The organism is Streptomyces sp. NPDC096046 (assembly GCF_040303285.1).
GTDB lineage: Bacteria > Actinomycetota > Actinomycetes > Streptomycetales > Streptomycetaceae > Streptomyces.
In genome coordinates this window covers 1-16,001 of sequence record NZ_JBEOSZ010000044.1, presented here as the reverse complement: position 1 = coordinate 16,001, position 16,001 = coordinate 1, and the positions used below count along the sequence as shown (strand labels likewise).

Sequence of the window (16,001 nt, the reverse complement as noted above, 5' to 3'; positions counted from 1 at the left end):
TCCTTTCCGACCCTACGCGCGAGTGATCGACAGGGGGCGCGGATCGGCCACCCGGCGCGTGGAAAGGGCAGGCCGCACGGGCCGGCGGCGACGTAGCCTGAACGCTCCGCCGACGCCGAAGGAGCGCCGTGAGCATCGCAGAGACCCAGAGGGCCACCCCCGCGTGGCGGCAGCTCCTGGGATACGTACGGCCACACCGCTGGTCCCTGTTCGCAGGCGCGCTGCTCTCGCTGGTCACCGGGGCGACCGGGCTGCTGTTGCCGCTGGTGGCGCGGGGCCTGATCGACGACCTGTCGCACGACCGGGCCATCACCGGCGCCCTGCTGGCGATGTCGGCGCTGGTCGTGGCCAACGCGGCGCTGGGCGCGCTGGGTTCGTACGTGCTGACCCGTACCGCCGAGTCGGTGGTGCTCGGCGCGCGGCGCGCCCTGTCGTCGTATCTGCTGCGGCTGCGCGTCGCGGCCGTGGACCGCAGTGAACCCGGGGACCTGATGGCCCGCATCACCTCCGACACGACCCTGCTGCGGGCGGTCACCACCGACTCGCTGGTCGGCCTGGGCACGGGCGGGCTGACGCTCGTCGCCACGGTGGTGATGATGGGAGTGGTGGACGTCGTGCTGCTCGGCGTCACCCTGGCCGTGATCCTGGGCGCGGGCGTGGTGCTCGGGCTGATCGTGCCGCGCATCAACAAGGCGAGCCGGCAGGCGCAGGACGCGGTGGGCGTCATGGGTGCCTCACTGGAGCGGATCCTCGGCGCCCTGCGCACGGTGAAGGCGTCCGGCGCGGAGCACCGCGAGGAGCGGACGCTGCACGAGGCGGCGCAGGAGTCGTGGCGGCAGAGCGTACGGGCCGCCAAGTGGTCGGCCGCCGCGGGCAACACGGCGGGGCTCGCCATGCAGATCGCCTTCATCACGGTGCTCGCCGTGGGTGGGGCGCGGGTCGCGACCGGCGCGGTCGACGTGGGCACGCTGGTGGCGTTCCTGCTGTACGTCTTCTATCTGATGTCCCCGATACAGCAGGTCGTCGGCGCCATCACCCAGTACCAGACGGGCGCCGCGGCCCTCACCCGCATCGAGGAGGCGCTGCGCCTGCCCGCCGAACCGGCCGCCGGGGCGGCGCCGCTGCCCTCCCCCGGCGCCGAGCCCGCCGCCCTCGCCTTCGACGACGTCCGCTTCCGCTACGCGGACGACCTGCCGCCCGTCCATCACGAGGTGACGTTCACCGTGCCCGCGCAGGGCATGACGGCGTTCGTCGGCCCGTCCGGCGCCGGCAAGACCACCGTCTTCTCCCTGATCGAGCGGTTCTACGACCCCGAGTCGGGCGTGATCACGCTGGACGGGCGGGACCTGAACGACTGGGAGCTGACCCGGCTGCGCGCCGCGATCGGCTATGTGGAGCAGGACGCGCCGGTCCTGTCGGGCTCCCTGCGGGACAACCTGCTGCTGGGCGATCCGGAGGCGGACGAGGACGCCCTCGCCCGGGTGCTCAAGACGACCCGTCTCGACGACCTGATCTCCAGGTTGCCCGGTGGCCTCGACACGCTCGTCGGGCACCGCGGCACCAAGCTGTCGGGCGGTGAGCGGCAGCGCGTCGCCATCGCCCGCGCGCTGCTGCGCCGCCCCCGGCTGCTGCTGCTCGACGAGGCGACCTCGCAGCTGGACGCGGTGAACGAGGCGGCACTGCGCGACACCGTCGCGGACGTGGCCCGGACGACGACGGTGCTCGTCGTGGCGCACCGGCTGTCCACGGTGACGATGGCGGACCGGATCGTGGTGATGGACGCGGGACGGGTCCGGGCCGTCGGCACCCATCGTGAACTCGTGACGACCGACCCGCTCTACGCCGAGCTGGCGGCGACGCAGTTCCTGGCGACGGCGGACTGAGCCCGGGCACGACGCGGAGGGCCGCCCTGATCCGGGCGGCCCTCACGCTCACGCAGCCGGGTCAGCGCACGTTCGGAAGGAAGCCGAAGACCGGGGAGACCAGGCCGACGACCTGGTCCAGCCGGTCGAGGCCGTTGAGGCGGTTGAGCCCGGCCAGTCGCGAAGAGGGCCGCGGGATCCCGTCCTTGTGCTCGGCGGGGATGTCGCTGACGGTCAGCGAGTCGAGCATGGCCATCGGGCTGAGCGGGCTCTTGGCTTCCGCGTCGGCCGCGTTCGCCATCGGCGCGGCGAGTCCGGTGACCCCGGCGGCGAGACCAACGGCGGCGACGATACGCCGTGTTGAGATCAGGCCTGGCGCAACGCGAACGAGTCCCCGGCGGACACCGGCGGGCGGTGCCGCTCACCCGTCAGGCCCAGCGTTCCGGTTGCGCTTGCCGAGTCCGCCCGGCGGGGGGACGCTCGACAGGAGAGGCCGTCCGCGGCTCGCGTCCGCCGGGCCGCGGCCCTTCGAAGGAGGTCATCATGGGAACCGCGGCAGACCCCGCCTTCGACCGAGAGACCCTGCGCCAGGCCGTGGAAGGACAGAATCCGGACATCCTTCTCTCCCTGTATGCCGACGATGCCGAGCTGCGCATCGTGGACCGCACGACCCAGCCCAGCCATCCCAAGGTCCTGCACGGCCGGGACGAGATCGGCCGGATGCTGGAGGACGTCTACAGCCGCGACATGTCGCACAAGCTGGAGCAGTGCGTCATCCAGGGCGACGAGGCCGCCTACAGCGAAAGCTGCCAGTACGCGGACGGGGTGCGTGTCCTGTCCGAGTCCATGATCGGGCTGCGCGACGGAAAGATCGCTGAGCAGACCCTGGTCCAGGCCTGGGACGAGTAGCAGGTCGCATCCTGCCGGAACGGGCGGTGCGGGCCGCCGCCCGTCACATGACGCCGCCCTCCTCGACGCCGAACGCGGGTTCCGGCTCCATGATGGTGCTCTCCAGCCCGAGGACGGCACCGGTGGCCGGGTCCATGATCACGTGGAGACCCGCGCATCGTTCACATGGGCCTGGCCACCCCGGCCCAGCCGGTCGGTCCCCCGCCCACCGGTCACAACCCCTCGGCGCGGCCATGCGCCGCGCGCTCGCGCGCTCCGAGCGTCCAGTGGTCCGGCAGCGTCGCCGTGGCGTCCAGCCGCTCGGACATGGTCAGCGGGCGTCGGCGAACCGGGCCCCATGAGACAGGCACCCAGCCAGGCCGGGTCGTGCGGCGGGGGCGGCTGAGGCGGGACGTCGCGCCAGCTCGGCGGGCACGTCCGATCCAGTCCCGCCGGTCCGTCAGACGACCGGAAGGCAGACCGGCGCCTGGCAGCAGGCGGTCCCTCAGGCGGCCGGAAGGCAGGCCCCACCGGCCCGCCGACGACCGGAAGGCAGGCCCCACCGGTCCCGCAGACGACGGGAGAGCCGCCCCGTCCCGCCCCGAGGGGCCCGGACAGTTGGTCGCCCGGATCCGGCAGACGCCCGGAGATCGGGCCCTCCCGGTCGCATCACCGGCCCCGGGCCCCGGGCGGGGCCCGGGGCCGGGCCCGGATGCGGGCCCGGATGGGGGTGCGGATGCGGGCCCGGGTGCGGGCCCGGATGGGGGCCCGGATGAGGGCCCGGGTGCGGGCCCGGGTGCGGGCCCGGGTGCGGGCCCGGATGGGGGCCCGGGTGCGGGCCCGGACGGGGGCGCGGATGCGGGCCCGGACGGGGGCGCGGATGCGGGCCCGGGTGCGGGGCTCCCCCGCACCCGGCGCCCGCCGTCACGCCTCCGGCTTCCATCCCGGTGGCCACAGGATGCCCAGCAGTTGCCGGACCAGTTCGTCGACGACCTCGTCGAGTGTCGCGTCGACCCAGCCGGCGCTCCAGTCGTGCAGCAGGCCGTTGACACTGCCGATGAAGCCCGTCGCGGCGAGGCGGTAGTCGCGGGGCGCGGCCTCTCCGCGTGCGGCGGCCGCGTCGGCCTCGGCGCAGATGAGGTCGACCCAGCCGGCCCGGCGGGCGAGCCGCTGCTCCTCCAGACGCGGGCTGACGCCGATGATCTCGACGAAGGTGATGCGGATCCGGCGCGGATCGGCGGCGAGACTGCCGGCGTAGGCGCCGAAGATCGCCGTGACGCGTTCGACGAGCGGCAGGTCCGCGGCGTCCGCGGCCGCCTCCAGCACGGCCGCCTCGGCCCAGCCGTTGACCTCGAGGTGCAGGGCGGCCAGCACGTCCTCGATCGTCCGGAACTCCTCGTAGAACTGCCGCGTGGACAGCCCGGCCGTCTCGCTGAGCGCCGCGACCGTGGTGGAGCGGAAGCCGGGCGTGTCGCCGAACAGCCGGAGCGCGGCGTCGAGAAACCGCCGGCGCCGCTCGGCCTGCCGCTCCTCGGCGGTTCTACCGCCGTAGCGGCCGGTCGGCGCTCTGAGTCTGCCCGGCACCGGCTCTCCCTTCGTGGTTCGAACACTGATTTTGTCGTGCACGCGGTCTTGTGGAGAAGGCCGCCCCTTCCTTACTTTGCAGTAAGTTCAGTCTGAAATCACACGTGTTCAGATTCCACGCCCTCAGTTTTGGCATGTTCCACTCACAGAGCTCACCCCACAGCAGAGAGGGGAGCAGTCATGCCCGTCGTCCGACGCCGGCACCTGTGCTCCGTAGCCGCAGCTCTCGCCCTGACCGTCACCGCTCCCACGACCGCCGCCACCGCGGCCTCCCCGGGCTCCTCCGCCGCCTTGCGCGAGGTGCTGTTCGTGGGCAACAACTGGGAAGGCACCGCCGATGTCATCCGCTCCACGGGCGACTTCGCGAAGATCGGCCGTATCGACGTCGTCCCCGACAAGGCCGAGCGGATGGCGGAGATCAACGCCGATCCGATCAGATGGATCGCCTTCATGACGATCCGCAACAGCGTCGGCGAGGGACACGACCAGCTCGTCGACGACATGTATTCCACGCCGGACGGGAAGTCGGTGGTCGTCTCCCGGCCGAGCTTCGCCGACGTCGTGTCGATCGACCTCGCGTCCGGGCGCATCAACTGGCGCTTCCCGGTGTCCGGTTACCGCTCCGACCACATGGCGGTCTCCCCCGACGGCAAGCGGGTCGCGGTGTCGGCGTCGACCTCCAACACCGTGCACGTGCTGGACATCGTCTCCGGCCGGGAACTGGGCAGGTTCGGCACCGGCGACAAGCCGCACGAGAACATCTTCAGCCAGGACGGCAAGTACATCTACAACATGGCGATCGGCGACGTGAACACCCAGACCGACGCCCCGTGGCTGGACTGGACGAAGGGCGACCGGCGCATCACCGTCGTCGACGCCACGACGTTCAAGCAGGTCAAGGTCATCGACATGCGCCCGCACCTCGACGCCCTCGGCCTCAAGGACCACTCCGACGCGGTGCGCCCGGCCGTCTTCTCCCCGGACGAGTCGAAGCTGTACTTCCAGGTCTCGTTCTTCAACGGCTTCTTCGAGTACGACATGGCAGCCGAAAAGATCACCCGCACCAAGACCCTGCCGAAGAACGCGGCCACCAGCGACGACCGCACGTCCTTCGTCAACGACTCGCGTCACCACGGCATCTCGATGAGCCCGGACGGACGCAAGCTGTGCGTCGCGGGCACCATGGACGACTACGCCACCGTCGTCGACCGCGCCACCCTCCAGCAGGGCCCGCTCGTCACCGCCTCCAAGCCCTACTGGGCCACGGTCAGCGGTGACGGCAGGTCCTGCGTGGTCTCCGAGAGCGGCACCGACCAGGTCACGGCCATCGACTTCGCCACCGGGAAGAAGGTCGTGTCCGTGCCGGTGGGTGACCACCCGCAGCGCGTCCGGCTCGGCCAGGTGACGGCCGACTGGACGAGCCCGTCCGCTAGGTGACCTCCTTCGCCGCCCACGCCGCCAGTTCGGAGCGAGCCGCGGCGAGCAGTTCCCCCGAGGGAGCCGTCGCCCCGTTGGTGACCAGCGCGTAGTGCAGGACCCCCGAGTCCGGCGCGCGGAGCAGCAGGCGGCGGCTTCCCGTGCCGCCGGGCTCCTGGGCCACGCCGACCGGGGTTGCCGAGGTGTAGGCCGGCGGGGCGTGGACCGTGCCCAGGTCGGAGACGACCGTGGTGGACGCGGTCGGGAAGCTCGCCGGGAGGTGCAGTTCGGTGGGGGCCGGGCCGCCGTCCGAGCGCCACAGCAGCAGCCCGTACTGGCCGGACCCCACGAGCCGTTGCACGTTCGGCAGCGCACCGGGCACCGGGTTCCAGGTCAGGGTCGTCGAGCCGTCCCGGGAGCGGTCCTCGTAGGTGAAGCCGACGGTCTCACCGGCCGTGGCGCTCGGGTAGAGGCGGTCCAGGAGCCGGGCGTCCTGGCGCAGCACGGGCTTGCCCGCGTCGTCCAGGCGTACGGCGGACAGGTCCTCGTCGTTCCAGGCGTCACCGGCGGCGAGGACCTTGTCGGGGTTGCCGTTCATCAGCTCGCGGTGGCGGCCGTTGTAGATGTCCCACTGCCACTGCGTGCCGGAGAGCGGGGGTCCCGAGGCGGCCGGGTCGGACCACCAGTCGGCGCCCTTCAGGCGGGAGTCGAGAGCCTGGTACATCGCCTTGAGGACGGTCGGCGCCTTGTCGGAGACGTGGCCGGCCAGGGGGTGCCCGAACTCGCTGACCACCGCTGCCGTCTGCGCGGCGGCGGCCCGGTCCCGGACGGTGCGGAAGTCGCCCGTGTACTGGCCGTCGGCCGCCTTGCCCCACATGAAGACGCCGGAGATGGCCTTCTGGTCGTAGAAGTGGGTGTTGAAGACGTAGCGCGGCCCGAGTTTCCCGGCGTCGAGCAGACCGCCCTCCTGCTTCTGGAAGTCCAGGTTGGCGTTCCAGAAGAGGTTGGGCTCCGCGAAGACGGGCTTGTCGCGCCACCCGGCCGCGTCCATGCGGGTCCGGAACTTCTCGTAGAACGGCCAGAGCACGTCCTTCTCCCAGGCGCGGCTGGTCTGCCCGGAGTCGTAGCTGCCCGCGTGCGGCTCGTTGTAGGGGTCGAAACCCACGATGCCCTCGAACTGGTCGGCGCTCAGGTGCTGCCGCACGTAGGCCATGGCCTTCTCGGCGGTGGTGAGGAACGCGTCCTGCACGCCGTGCGCGTTGTGCCAGAAGTCGTACGTGGCGCGCTTCACGGCCTCGTTCTGGGTGATGTTCTGCCCCCAGAAGAGGCAGATCCCGCAGGACTCGTCCGGGTAGTTCCCGGCGTCCACCGCCCACTTGGGCGCGCCGTCGCCGGTGTACCAGCTGTCGTGGTCGAAGAGGTGGCGCGAGTACAGGTCCTGGTGGAAGTCGGGGTAGACGCGGATGCCGGCGTCGAGGAACGCCTTCATCTGGCCGGTGGCGGCGGCCAGGTAGGCCGTGTCCACCCGGCCGCGCTCGGGCTCGGCGTACGCCCAGGAGAGCAGGAAGCGGACGGTGTTGCCGCCGCCGAGGGCGCGCAGCGCGGTCGCCGACGTACGGGCGTCGGCGACCGAGGCGAAGGGCAGGCCCTCGTTCTCCGCGAGCTTGGTCTCACCCGAGACGTTGTAGCCGCGCAGTACGACCTCGCGGCCGTGAACATCGGTGAAGCGGCCGTTCCGCACGGTGACGGTGGGGTCGTCGAACCAGAGGGAGCCGGGAGGGGACTCGGCGGCGGCCGGCGGAACACCCGCCACCGACACGGAACCGAAGAGGACAGCCAGGACGACCAGCAGACGCGCTCGGATAGTCGGCATGTCCACTACAGTCAGGCCATATCAGGACACCGTCAACACCCCTGACTCCGGAGTAAGTTTCGGTGCGGCCGGTGTGAGCGCCTCAGCCGCCCACCCTTCGTGTCACGTTCACCATGTACTCCTTCCTGTTCAGGGGGTTGTGATCGGTGCGCGGGCGCTCGGGGATCGTGCCGTGGGTGACCGGCGCGTAGTGGGCGAAGGAGCTCTCCAGCTCGCCCTCGCCCCGGGTGAGTCCCGGCAGTCGCTGTTCGAGGGCGTGCACCCGGGCGGCCGGCACCGTGCCCTCCAGGACGCAGCGGTCGTCCCGGTTCAGTGTCGTCTCGGGCACGGCCGTGAGCCCGGCGAGGACCGGCAGCAGGGCGCCGAGCGTGTCGGCCGGAGCCTCGATGCGGAAACGGTGCATCGGCTCGTGGACGCGCGTCCCCGCCCGCCGCAGCGCCTCCATCAGCACCAGCGGGGTCACGCCGCGGAAGTCGGCGCCCGTGCTCGACATGCTCTTGTCGAAGCCCTGGTGGGCATGGCTCTGACGGGGCGAGTAGCCGCTGTGGGTCATCGTGACCGTGCAGTCGGGGACCTGCCAGCCGTGCAGCCCCTGCAGGAGCGTCTCGCGCACGGTGTCCTCCACGGCCTTGAAGAACGCGTACGGCATGGAGCCGAGCTCCACCTCCAGCCGGAAGGCGACGCCCGAGCCGACCGGCGCGGGCTCGACGCGCAGGCCGACCGTCGCGAGGAACGGGTTCGGGTCCTTCTTGTCGAACTCGACGGCCTGCCCGGTCCCGACGAGCCGTTCGACGCACAGCGGGGTGGTCTCGCGGAAGGTGACGTCCACGCCGAACTCGTCGGCGAGGGTGGCCTGGAGGACCTCCTTCTGCACCTCGCCGTAGAGGGAGACGGAGGTCTCCCGGCGGCGTTCGTCGTGACGCAGGCCGATCAGCGGGTCCTGTTCGGCGAGCCGGGTGAGTGCGAGGTGGAGCGTTCCCCGGTGCACGCCCGGGCCGGGAACGACGACCGTCTCCAGGGTGGGCGGGGCGAAGAAGTGCTCCCAGGCCTTGCGGGGTTCGCCGATCGCGTCACCGATCCGGATGTCGCCCAGCCCGGTGAGGCGGGCGATCCGGCCGGCGGCGACGGTGTCCCGGCGGGTGTCCGTGCCGTCGCCGAAGACGCTGATGCCGGTGATCCGGCCTTCGGCTCCGTCCGCCCCGAAGGGGACCCGGTCGCGGACGCGCAGGGTCCCGGAGAACATCCGGGCGTAGGCGAGCTTCTCCCCCGCCGGCCCCCGCTCGACCTTGAACACACGGGCGGACACCGGCCCGTCCGCATCCCCGTGGGCCGTCGGGAGCAGTTCCCCGATGCCTGACAGGAGCGCTTCCAGGCCCGCGCCCGTGGCGGCTGAACCGAAGTAGACCGGGTGGACGAGCGCCTCCCGGGTCCGCGCGACGAGGGACCGCCGCAGCAGAGCGTCCGTAACGGTGTTCCCGGCATACGCGGACAGCAGGTCGTCGTCGTGGTCGGCGAGAACGTCGACGGCGGCGAGGGCGGCGGCCGGTGCGGTGCGGGGCTCGAAGCGGGCCGACCGGGTGCCGAGACCGCAGGCGGTCCCCATCGGCACGATCGCCGGTGTCAGACGGGCCGAGATCTCCCGCAGCACCTCATCGTGGCGTGCTCCGCTCCGGTCGATCTTGTTGACGAAGAGCAGGGTCGGGATGCGCAGCCGCTGGAGGGCCCGCATCAGCACGCGCGTCTGGGCCTGCACCCCTTCGACGGCGGAGATCACGAGGACGACGCCGTCCAGCACGCCGAGCACCCGCTCGACCTCGGCGATGAAGTCGGGGTGGCCGGGAGTGTCGATGAGGTTGACGGTCACGCCGTCGAGCGGGAACGAGACGACGGCGGACTTGATGGTGATGCCGCGCCGCCGTTCCAGGTCGAGGGTGTCAGTGCGGGTGTTCCCGTCGTCGACGCTGCCGATCTCGTCGATCACCCCGGCCGAATGGAGCAGCCGCTCGGTCAGGCTGGTCTTACCCGCGTCGACATGGGCGAGGATTCCAAGGTTGAGCAGGTGCACGAAGCGTCATGTCCTTCACAGAGAGGTCCGTTCCTGGCTGGGGGGACATGGACGTTGCGCGCATCTGGAGCTCCTTCGGATTCGGTGACGTCGCCTCCAGTGCAGCAGATCGGTACGGAGGGTGACAACGCAATTAGCCGCCGCCGGGGTACCCGGCGGGGCGCGCGTACAGGGAAGGGAGCGGCTCATGCGTGACGTTCTCCCGGTGCTGGGCCGCTGGTACGCGGCCGGGGCCCCGTTCGGTCTCGCGACCGTCGTCCAGGTCAGCCGCAGCGCGCCGCGCGACCCGGGCGCGGCGATGGCGGTGGGCCCGGACGACCAGGTCGTCGGCAGTGTGTCAGGGGGCTGTGTCGAGGGCGCGGTGTTCGAGCTGGCGCAGGAGGCGGCCGCGGAGGGCGAGGCCCGGCTGGAGACCTTCGGCTACAGCGACGAGGACGCCTTCGCCGTCGGTCTGACCTGCGGCGGCGAGATCACGCTGCTGGTGCGCGCGGTCACGCCCGAGCGGGATCCCGGTTTCGGCGTGCTCGTGGACTCGGTCGCGGCGGGCGAGCCGGTCATCCTGGCGACCGTCACCGACGGCCCGGCCCGGCGCGGCGCGGCGCTCGTGGTCCGGCCGGACGGGACCGCCGGCACGCTCGGCGCGAGCGGCCTGGACGCGGCCGTGACCTCCGACGCCCGCGGCGAACTCGCTCTCGGCGCCACCGGCCTGCGGCACTACGGGCCCGAGGGGCAGCGCCGCGAGGACTCCGTGAGCGTGTTCCTGCAGTCGTTCGCGCCGCCGCCGCGGATGCTGGTCTTCGGCGCGATCGACTACGCGGCGGCGGTGGCCCGCATCGGGGACTTCCTCGGCTACCGCGTCACCGTCTGCGACGCCCGCCCGGTCTTCGCCACGCCCCGGCGCTTCCCCGACGGTGTCGAGGTGGTCGCGCAATGGCCGCACCGCTATCTGCGGAACACGGACACCGACGAGCGCACGGTCATCTGCGTCCTGACACATGATCCCAAGTTCGACGTTCCGCTGCTGACCGAGGCGCTGCGCCGCCCGGCCGCCTACATCGGGGCGATGGGCAGCCGCCGCACCCACACCGACCGGGCGCGGCGGCTGGCCGAGGCCGGTCTGACGGACCGCGAGCTGTCCCGGCTGCGCTCACCGGTCGGCCTGGACCTCGGGGCCCGTACGCCCGAGGAGGTGGCGGTGTCCGTGGCCGCCGAGGTCGTGGCGCTGCGCTGGGGCGGCACCGGTGCGCCGCTCACCGCGACGGAGGGGGCGGTGCACCCACACCGATCCTCCTGATCACCGGAGCGCTCCGGTGATGTCGCCGTCGAGCGGGGTTCGTACGAACGTGTCGCCGGCAGCACATCGGACATCAGTACATCGGACATCGGACTCGGTACAACGGGTCCCGTAAACCGACCTCAGCACCTCGCCGACGGGAATCCCCATGATCTTCATCACCGCCAAGTTCCGAGTCCGCCCCGAGCACGCCGACCGCTGGCCCGAGATCGCCGCCGACTTCACCCGGGCGACGCGCGCCGAACCCGGCTGCCTGTGGTTCGACTGGTCGCGCAGCGTGGACGAGCCGTCGGAGTACGTCCTCGTCGAGGCCTTCCGCGACGACGAGGCCGGAGCCGCGCACGTACAGTCCGCGCACTTCAAGACCGCGCAGCAGACGCTGCCTCCCCATCTGGCCGAGACGCCGCGCATCGTGAACGCGAACGTCCCGCAGGACGACTGGTCACTCCTCGGAGAGATGGCCGTGCCGCGACAGGAATAGGTGGCTGCCGGGACAGGAAAAGGCGGCTGCCCGCGCGGCCGGCCGCTCGCATGAGCCGTGACCGGCCGCGTGCGTGAGCCGTGAGTCGTGGCGAACCGGCTCTTGCCTCGGACGGAGGCCACCCGTACGCTCACCGCCGTACCGACTGGACGGTATGCAGCCGAGGAGAGGTGCCGCTGATGAGCACGATCAACCGCCAGATACGCCTGGCCGCACGTCCCGTGGGAGAGCCGCGCCCCACCGACTGGGAGCATGTCGAGGAGCCGGCGGGGCAGCCGGGCGACGGGGAGTTCCTGGTACAGGTGCTCTGCCTGTCGATCGACCCGGCGATGCGCGGCTGGATGAACGCCGGCAGGTCCTACATCCGCCCGGTGGAGATCGGCGAGGTGATGCGCGCCGGCGCCGTGGGGAGGGTGGTCGCCTCCCGGCATTCCGGGTTCGCGGTCGGCGACCATGTGTCGGGCACGTTCGGCGTGCAGGAGTACTGCGTGTCGGACGGGCGCGGCGTGACCAAGGTCGACCCCGCGGCTGCTCCCCTGCCGACCTACCTCGGCACGCTCGGCATGTCGGGCCTGACGGCCTACTTCGGCCTGATCGAGGTCGGGCGTCCCGAGCCGGGGCAGACCGTCGTGGTCTCCGGAGCGGCCGGGGCCGTCGGCAGCGTCGTCGGGCAGATCGCCAAGATCCTCGGATGCCGGGTCGTCGGCATCGCCGGAGGCGAGGCCAAGTGCCGCCTGGTGGTGGACGAGTTCGGGTTCGACGCCGCGATCGACTACCAGAGCGAGGACGTGCGCAAGGCTCTGCGCGAGCACGCTCCCGACGGCGTCGACGTGTACTTCGACAACGTCGGCGGCGACGTGCTGGACGCCGTGCTGCTGCGGCTGGCGCGCGGCGCCCGCGTCGTGGTCTGCGGCGCGATCTCCCAGTACAACAGCACCAAGCCGCAAGGCCCCGCCAACTACCTGTCGCTGCTGGTGAACCGTGCCTCCATGACGGGCATCGTGGTGTTCGACTACGCCGAACGGTACGGGGAGGGCATGGCGCGGATGGCCGCCTGGCGGGCGGAGGGGCGGCTGAAGTCCTTGGAGGACGTGGTGTCCGGCTCGGTCGCGGCGTTCCCGGAGACCCTGATGCGCCTGTTCCGTGGTGACAACCACGGCAAGCTGGTGCTGAAGATCGCGGACTGACCGGACCGAGGGGAGGGGAGATCCGATGAAGGCACTGACCTACCACGGCCGTCACGACATCCGCTACGGGGACGTCCCCGACCCGGCCGTCACCAGCCCCACCGACGCGGTGGTGCAGGTGACCGCGGCCGGCATCTGCGGCAGCGACCTGCACCTCTACGGCGGCAACGCGTTCAGCCCGGAACTGGGTTACACCCCGGGGCACGAGTGCGTCGGCGTGGTCGTCGACACCGGCGACCAGGTCACCCGCTTCAAGCCCGGCGACCGGGTCCTGGTGCCCGCCTCCGTCGGCTGTGCGCGGTGCCGGCAGTGCGCGGCCGGGTTCACCGCCCGATGCGAGCGCGCCACGTCGAGCACGGAGCTCTGCTACGGCGTCGGCCCGAAGCTCCCCGGCAGCCAGGCCCAGGCCCTGGCGGTGCCCTGCGCGGATGTCAATCTGGTGCACCTGCCCGAGGACATCTCCGACGAGGCCGCCGTCGTCCTCACGGACAACGCCCCCACCGCCTGGTACGGCTGCCGTCGTGCCCGCATCCAGCCCGGTGAGACCGTCCTGGTCGTCGGCCTCGGCCCGGTCGGCCTCATGGCCGCGCAGTCCGCCTTCGCGATGGGCGCGGCACGGGTGCTGGGCGTGGACCTGGTCGCGGAGCGCCGCGCCTTCGCCGCCGGCCTGGGCGTAGAGCCGGTCGAGGGCGACGACGCACGGACCGCCGTCCGGGACATGACCGCCGGTCGCGGGCCGGACGCCGTAGTGGAGGCCGTGGGCTCCGACGCCACCATCGAGCTCGCCCTCAAGGCCGTCCGGCAGGCCGGCCGGGTCAGTGTCGTCGGGGTCAGCCAGAGCAGGGCCTTCCCGTTCCACATGGGACTGGCGCAGGTCAAGGAACTGGAGTTCGCCATCGGGCTGTGCTCGGTCCACTACGAACTCCCTCCCCTGCTCGCCCTCACCCGTGCCGGACGGATCAAGCCCGAGGTCGTGGTCTCCCACCGCTTCGCCCTCTCCGCAGGACCGGCGGCGTACGAACTGTTCGCGGGCCGCTCCGACGGCGTCCGCAAGATCGTTCTCGACCCGACGGGCTGACCGACCCCGGCCGTTCACTGCCAGGCGCCGGGCCGGTCTCCTAGGGTGAGTCCCCCGGAAACCGGAGGCCGCCATGTCACAGCCCCACCCCGCCCGCCCCGCCCGTCCGCGACTGAAGCCGCTCCCCGAGGAACAGTGGGACCCACGGACCCGGGAACTGCTGGCCGTCGCTCCCCACGACCCCGGGGGCGGGATCCCGAACATCTTCACCACCCTCGTGCGCCATCCCGATCTCTACGAGCAGTTCATGCCGTTCGGCGGCCAGTTGCTCGCCAGGGGCCGACTGCCGGGGAACGTGCGCGAGTTGCTGATCCTGCGCACCGCGTGGAACACCGGCGCGCGGTACGAGTGGGGGCGGCACCTCCCCCTGGCCAGGGCCGCGGGGGTGACGGACGCGGACATCGACCGTATCGGCGAAGGGCCTGAGGCACCCGGCTGGGCGGACCTCCAGAGGCTCCTGATCCGCGCTGCGGACGAGCTGCACGGCGATGCCACGATGTCCGACGGGACCTGGGAAGGTCTGGCCGGACACTTCGGCGACGCCGAACTCATCGAGATCGTCATGCTGGTCGGCCAGTACCAGATGCTGGCGTTCTTCCTGAATGCCACCGGGGTGGAACTGGAGTCCGGCTTCTACAGCACCGGCTTCGCGGAGGGGGAGACACACGGCAGGTGAGGGCGGCCCACGCGGCACGGGATCGCGCGCCGCGGGTCAAGGGCCGGAGTCGGTGTCGCTGGCGATCCTCCGTCATGAGACCGGCTGCGGATGCGTCGCTACGTGCCCTCGTCCGACGGTCTGCGGCCCCAGGCCGAGATCATCGGTGAGGTGGCGAGGTCCAGGCGTCCCGCCTCGACGGCGGCGAGGTGCCCCTCGATCTCCTCGTCCGTGGGGAGACCCGCGGCGACGAGCTGGTCACGCACCTGCCGGACGGTGGCCGCCTCCAGGACGTCGCAGGCGGGCGATGTGACCGGGAAGCAGGCGTCGGCCTCCACGTCCACCAGACCGGCCTCGCGCAGCAGCCGGGGAAGTCTGCGCCCGTAGGACAGATCGGCGCCGCGCCGGCGCAGCGGTTCGCGGAAGCCGGCCCGGAGCCGGTTGGCCCGTTCCCTGCCCGGGGCCGTACTCGTCGGGGCAGATCAGCGGCTGCAGGGCGGGGTCGGCGTCCTCGACCAGCAGCAGCCCGCCGGGGCGCAATGCCCGGATCATGGCGCGCAGCGCGGCGTCACGTTCGGTGACGTGGAGACCAGCACGGGACGGGCGTGGACCAGATGGAAGGGGCCGGGTGGAGGGGCGTCGCGGCCGACGTCGTGCCGGAGCACCTCGACGCCGTCGGCGGCGGCCGCCCCGGTCCAGGACACGTCGATGTCGGTGGCGAGCACGCGCCCGGCCGGCCCGACGCGCTCGCGCAGCCACGCCGCCACGCCCGGCCCGCCGGCACCGGCCTCCCAGCACCGCCACCCCTCGCCGATCCCGGCCTCCTCGACGTGCCGGAACGTCGAGGCGTCGAAGAGGGCCGACAGCGCGTCGAAGCGCGTACCGGCCTCGTCCTGCCGGTTGTCCAGGAGGTACCCCTCGTCCTGGTCCAGCCGGGGATCACGCCACGGCCCGGACGGGACGTTCAGCGCCGTGGACGGGGCGCCAGCCGGTGCAGTTCCACGTCCGAGAGCAGCCCCTCGGCGACGGTGGCGGTCATGTAGGTGCAGTGGGGCTGTGCGCGGCGGTCCGTCGGGGAGCCCGGATTCAGCAGACGCAGTCCGGTGGGGGCCGTGGTGTCCCAAGGGATGTGGCTGTGGCCGAAGACCAGCACGTCCAGGTCGGGGAAGCGGGCGGCGCACCGCTGCTCCCGGCCCTGCCTGGGACCCGTCTCGTGGATCACGCCGAAGCGCACCCCGCCCAGGTCGGCGTAGGCCACCTCGGGCAGCCGGGCGCGCAGGTCCGGCCCGTCGTTGTTGCCGTACACCCCGACGAGCCTGCGGCAGCGGGCCTCCAGCAGATCGAGCGTGGCCGTGTCGACCCAGTCCCCGGCGTGGAACACGACGTCGGCCTGCGGCAGTTCGGACAGCAGGGGGGCGGGCAGTTCCCGGGCCCGCTTGGGCAGGTGAGTATCGGACATGAGGAGCAGGCGCACATCCGCAGCCTAAGGGGTCCTTTCACTATGCCCGTCCGGGTCGCGTGGTCTGGCACCGCACCTCGCCGCGTTGCCGAAACGCCCTAGTAGCTCCGCTACGAGGGCTTCCCGGCGCCTTGCGATGCACGGCACCAGACCACGTGC

13 protein-coding genes and 1 pseudogene are annotated in these 16,001 nt (G+C 72.0%); 8 read left to right on the top strand and 6 right to left on the bottom strand.

Annotated elements, in window-relative coordinates; genetic code table 11:
- The first annotated feature begins 128 nt into the window (after positions 1–128).
- On the top strand, positions 129–1,883 hold the full coding sequence (locus ABTX62_RS29410) for an ABC transporter ATP-binding protein (protein ID WP_352119012.1): 1,755 nt from the start codon (positions 129–131) through the stop codon (positions 1,881–1,883).
- 61 nt (positions 1,884–1,944) lie between these two features.
- On the opposite strand, the gene ABTX62_RS29405 is transcribed toward ABTX62_RS29410, so the two are convergent.
- Positions 1,945–2,232 carry a hypothetical protein gene (locus ABTX62_RS29405; protein WP_352119053.1) on the bottom strand — a complete coding sequence of 96 codons (288 nt, stop codon included), beginning with the start codon at positions 2,230–2,232 and terminating at the stop codon, positions 1,945–1,947.
- A 173-nt stretch (positions 2,233–2,405) separates the two neighbouring features.
- On the opposite strand from ABTX62_RS29405, the gene ABTX62_RS29400 reads away from it, so the two are divergent.
- A complete protein-coding gene (locus ABTX62_RS29400) occupies positions 2,406–2,771 on the top strand; it encodes a nuclear transport factor 2 family protein (protein WP_352119011.1) in 366 nt (121 codons plus the stop codon).
- 903 nt (positions 2,772–3,674) lie between these two features.
- Here ABTX62_RS29400 and ABTX62_RS29395 read toward each other — a convergent pair.
- Positions 3,675–4,334 carry a TetR/AcrR family transcriptional regulator gene (locus ABTX62_RS29395; RefSeq protein ID WP_352119010.1) on the bottom strand — a complete coding sequence of 220 codons (660 nt, stop codon included), beginning with the start codon at positions 4,332–4,334 and terminating at the stop codon, positions 3,675–3,677.
- Positions 4,335–4,514: 180 nt separating this feature from the next.
- Here ABTX62_RS29395 and ABTX62_RS29390 point away from each other — a divergent pair, with 180 nt between their 5' ends.
- Positions 4,515–5,771, top strand: a complete 1,257-nt coding sequence (locus ABTX62_RS29390) for a YncE family protein (RefSeq protein WP_352119009.1) — start codon at positions 4,515–4,517, stop codon at positions 5,769–5,771.
- On the opposite strand, the gene ABTX62_RS29385 is transcribed toward ABTX62_RS29390, so the two are convergent.
- Positions 5,764–7,623, bottom strand: a complete 1,860-nt coding sequence (locus ABTX62_RS29385) for a glycoside hydrolase family 5 protein (protein ID WP_352119008.1) — start codon at positions 7,621–7,623, stop codon at positions 5,764–5,766. The two genes, ABTX62_RS29390 and ABTX62_RS29385, sit on opposite strands and share 8 nt — an antisense overlap.
- An 82-nt stretch (positions 7,624–7,705) precedes the next feature.
- Complete coding sequence (locus ABTX62_RS29380; protein ID WP_352119007.1) at positions 7,706–9,688, bottom strand: GTP-binding protein; 1,983 nt, start codon at positions 9,686–9,688, stop codon at positions 7,706–7,708.
- A 187-nt stretch (positions 9,689–9,875) separates the two neighbouring features.
- Here ABTX62_RS29380 and ABTX62_RS29375 point away from each other — a divergent pair, with 187 nt between their 5' ends.
- The 5 genes from ABTX62_RS29375 (at position 9,876) to ABTX62_RS29355 (ending at position 14,404) form a co-directional block, all read left to right on the top strand.
- Positions 9,876–10,982, top strand: a complete 1,107-nt coding sequence (locus ABTX62_RS29375; RefSeq protein WP_352119006.1) for an XdhC family protein — start codon at positions 9,876–9,878, stop codon at positions 10,980–10,982.
- A 148-nt stretch (positions 10,983–11,130) separates the two neighbouring features.
- Entirely contained in the window at positions 11,131–11,463 is a 333-nt protein-coding gene (locus ABTX62_RS29370) for a putative quinol monooxygenase (RefSeq protein ID WP_352119005.1), read from the top strand.
- Positions 11,464–11,642: 179 nt separating this feature from the next.
- Positions 11,643–12,650: an NADP-dependent oxidoreductase gene (locus ABTX62_RS29365; protein WP_352119004.1), complete on the top strand. Its 1,008-nt coding sequence runs from the start codon at positions 11,643–11,645 to the stop codon at positions 12,648–12,650.
- A gap of 25 nt (positions 12,651–12,675) precedes the next feature.
- Positions 12,676–13,728, top strand: a complete 1,053-nt coding sequence (locus tag ABTX62_RS29360) for an alcohol dehydrogenase catalytic domain-containing protein (RefSeq protein WP_352119003.1) — start codon at positions 12,676–12,678, stop codon at positions 13,726–13,728.
- Between the two features lie 73 nt (positions 13,729–13,801).
- Positions 13,802–14,404 (top strand): carboxymuconolactone decarboxylase family protein, encoded by a 603-nt coding sequence (locus ABTX62_RS29355; protein WP_352119002.1) that lies wholly within the window; start codon positions 13,802–13,804, stop codon positions 14,402–14,404.
- A gap of 98 nt (positions 14,405–14,502) precedes the next feature.
- Here the strand turns inward: ABTX62_RS29355 and ABTX62_RS29350 are convergent.
- Together ABTX62_RS29350 and ABTX62_RS29345 are read right to left on the bottom strand one after the other, a co-directional pair.
- Positions 14,503–15,315, bottom strand: a pseudogene (locus ABTX62_RS29350) (methyltransferase domain-containing protein).
- Between the two features lie 32 nt (positions 15,316–15,347).
- Positions 15,348–15,857, bottom strand: coding sequence for a metallophosphoesterase family protein (locus tag ABTX62_RS29345; protein ID WP_352119001.1), 510 nt, complete (start codon positions 15,855–15,857; stop codon positions 15,348–15,350).
- Positions 15,858–16,001 lie beyond the last annotated feature (144 nt).

Coding starts and splice junctions, on each gene's coding strand:
- ABTX62_RS29360 (WP_352119003.1), top strand. CDS start 12,676: ATGAAGGCACTGACCTACCACGGCCGTCACGACATCCGCTACGGGGAC.
- ABTX62_RS29390 (WP_352119009.1), top strand. CDS start 4,515: ATGCCCGTCGTCCGACGCCGGCACCTGTGCTCCGTAGCCGCAGCTCTC.
- ABTX62_RS29385 (WP_352119008.1), bottom strand. CDS start 7,623: ATGCCGACTATCCGAGCGCGTCTGCTGGTCGTCCTGGCTGTCCTCTTC.
- ABTX62_RS29355 (WP_352119002.1), top strand. CDS start 13,802: ATGTCACAGCCCCACCCCGCCCGCCCCGCCCGTCCGCGACTGAAGCCG.
- ABTX62_RS29400 (WP_352119011.1), top strand. CDS start 2,406: ATGGGAACCGCGGCAGACCCCGCCTTCGACCGAGAGACCCTGCGCCAG.
- ABTX62_RS29365 (WP_352119004.1), top strand. CDS start 11,643: ATGAGCACGATCAACCGCCAGATACGCCTGGCCGCACGTCCCGTGGGA.
- ABTX62_RS29375 (WP_352119006.1), top strand. CDS start 9,876: ATGCGTGACGTTCTCCCGGTGCTGGGCCGCTGGTACGCGGCCGGGGCC.
- ABTX62_RS29370 (WP_352119005.1), top strand. CDS start 11,131: ATGATCTTCATCACCGCCAAGTTCCGAGTCCGCCCCGAGCACGCCGAC.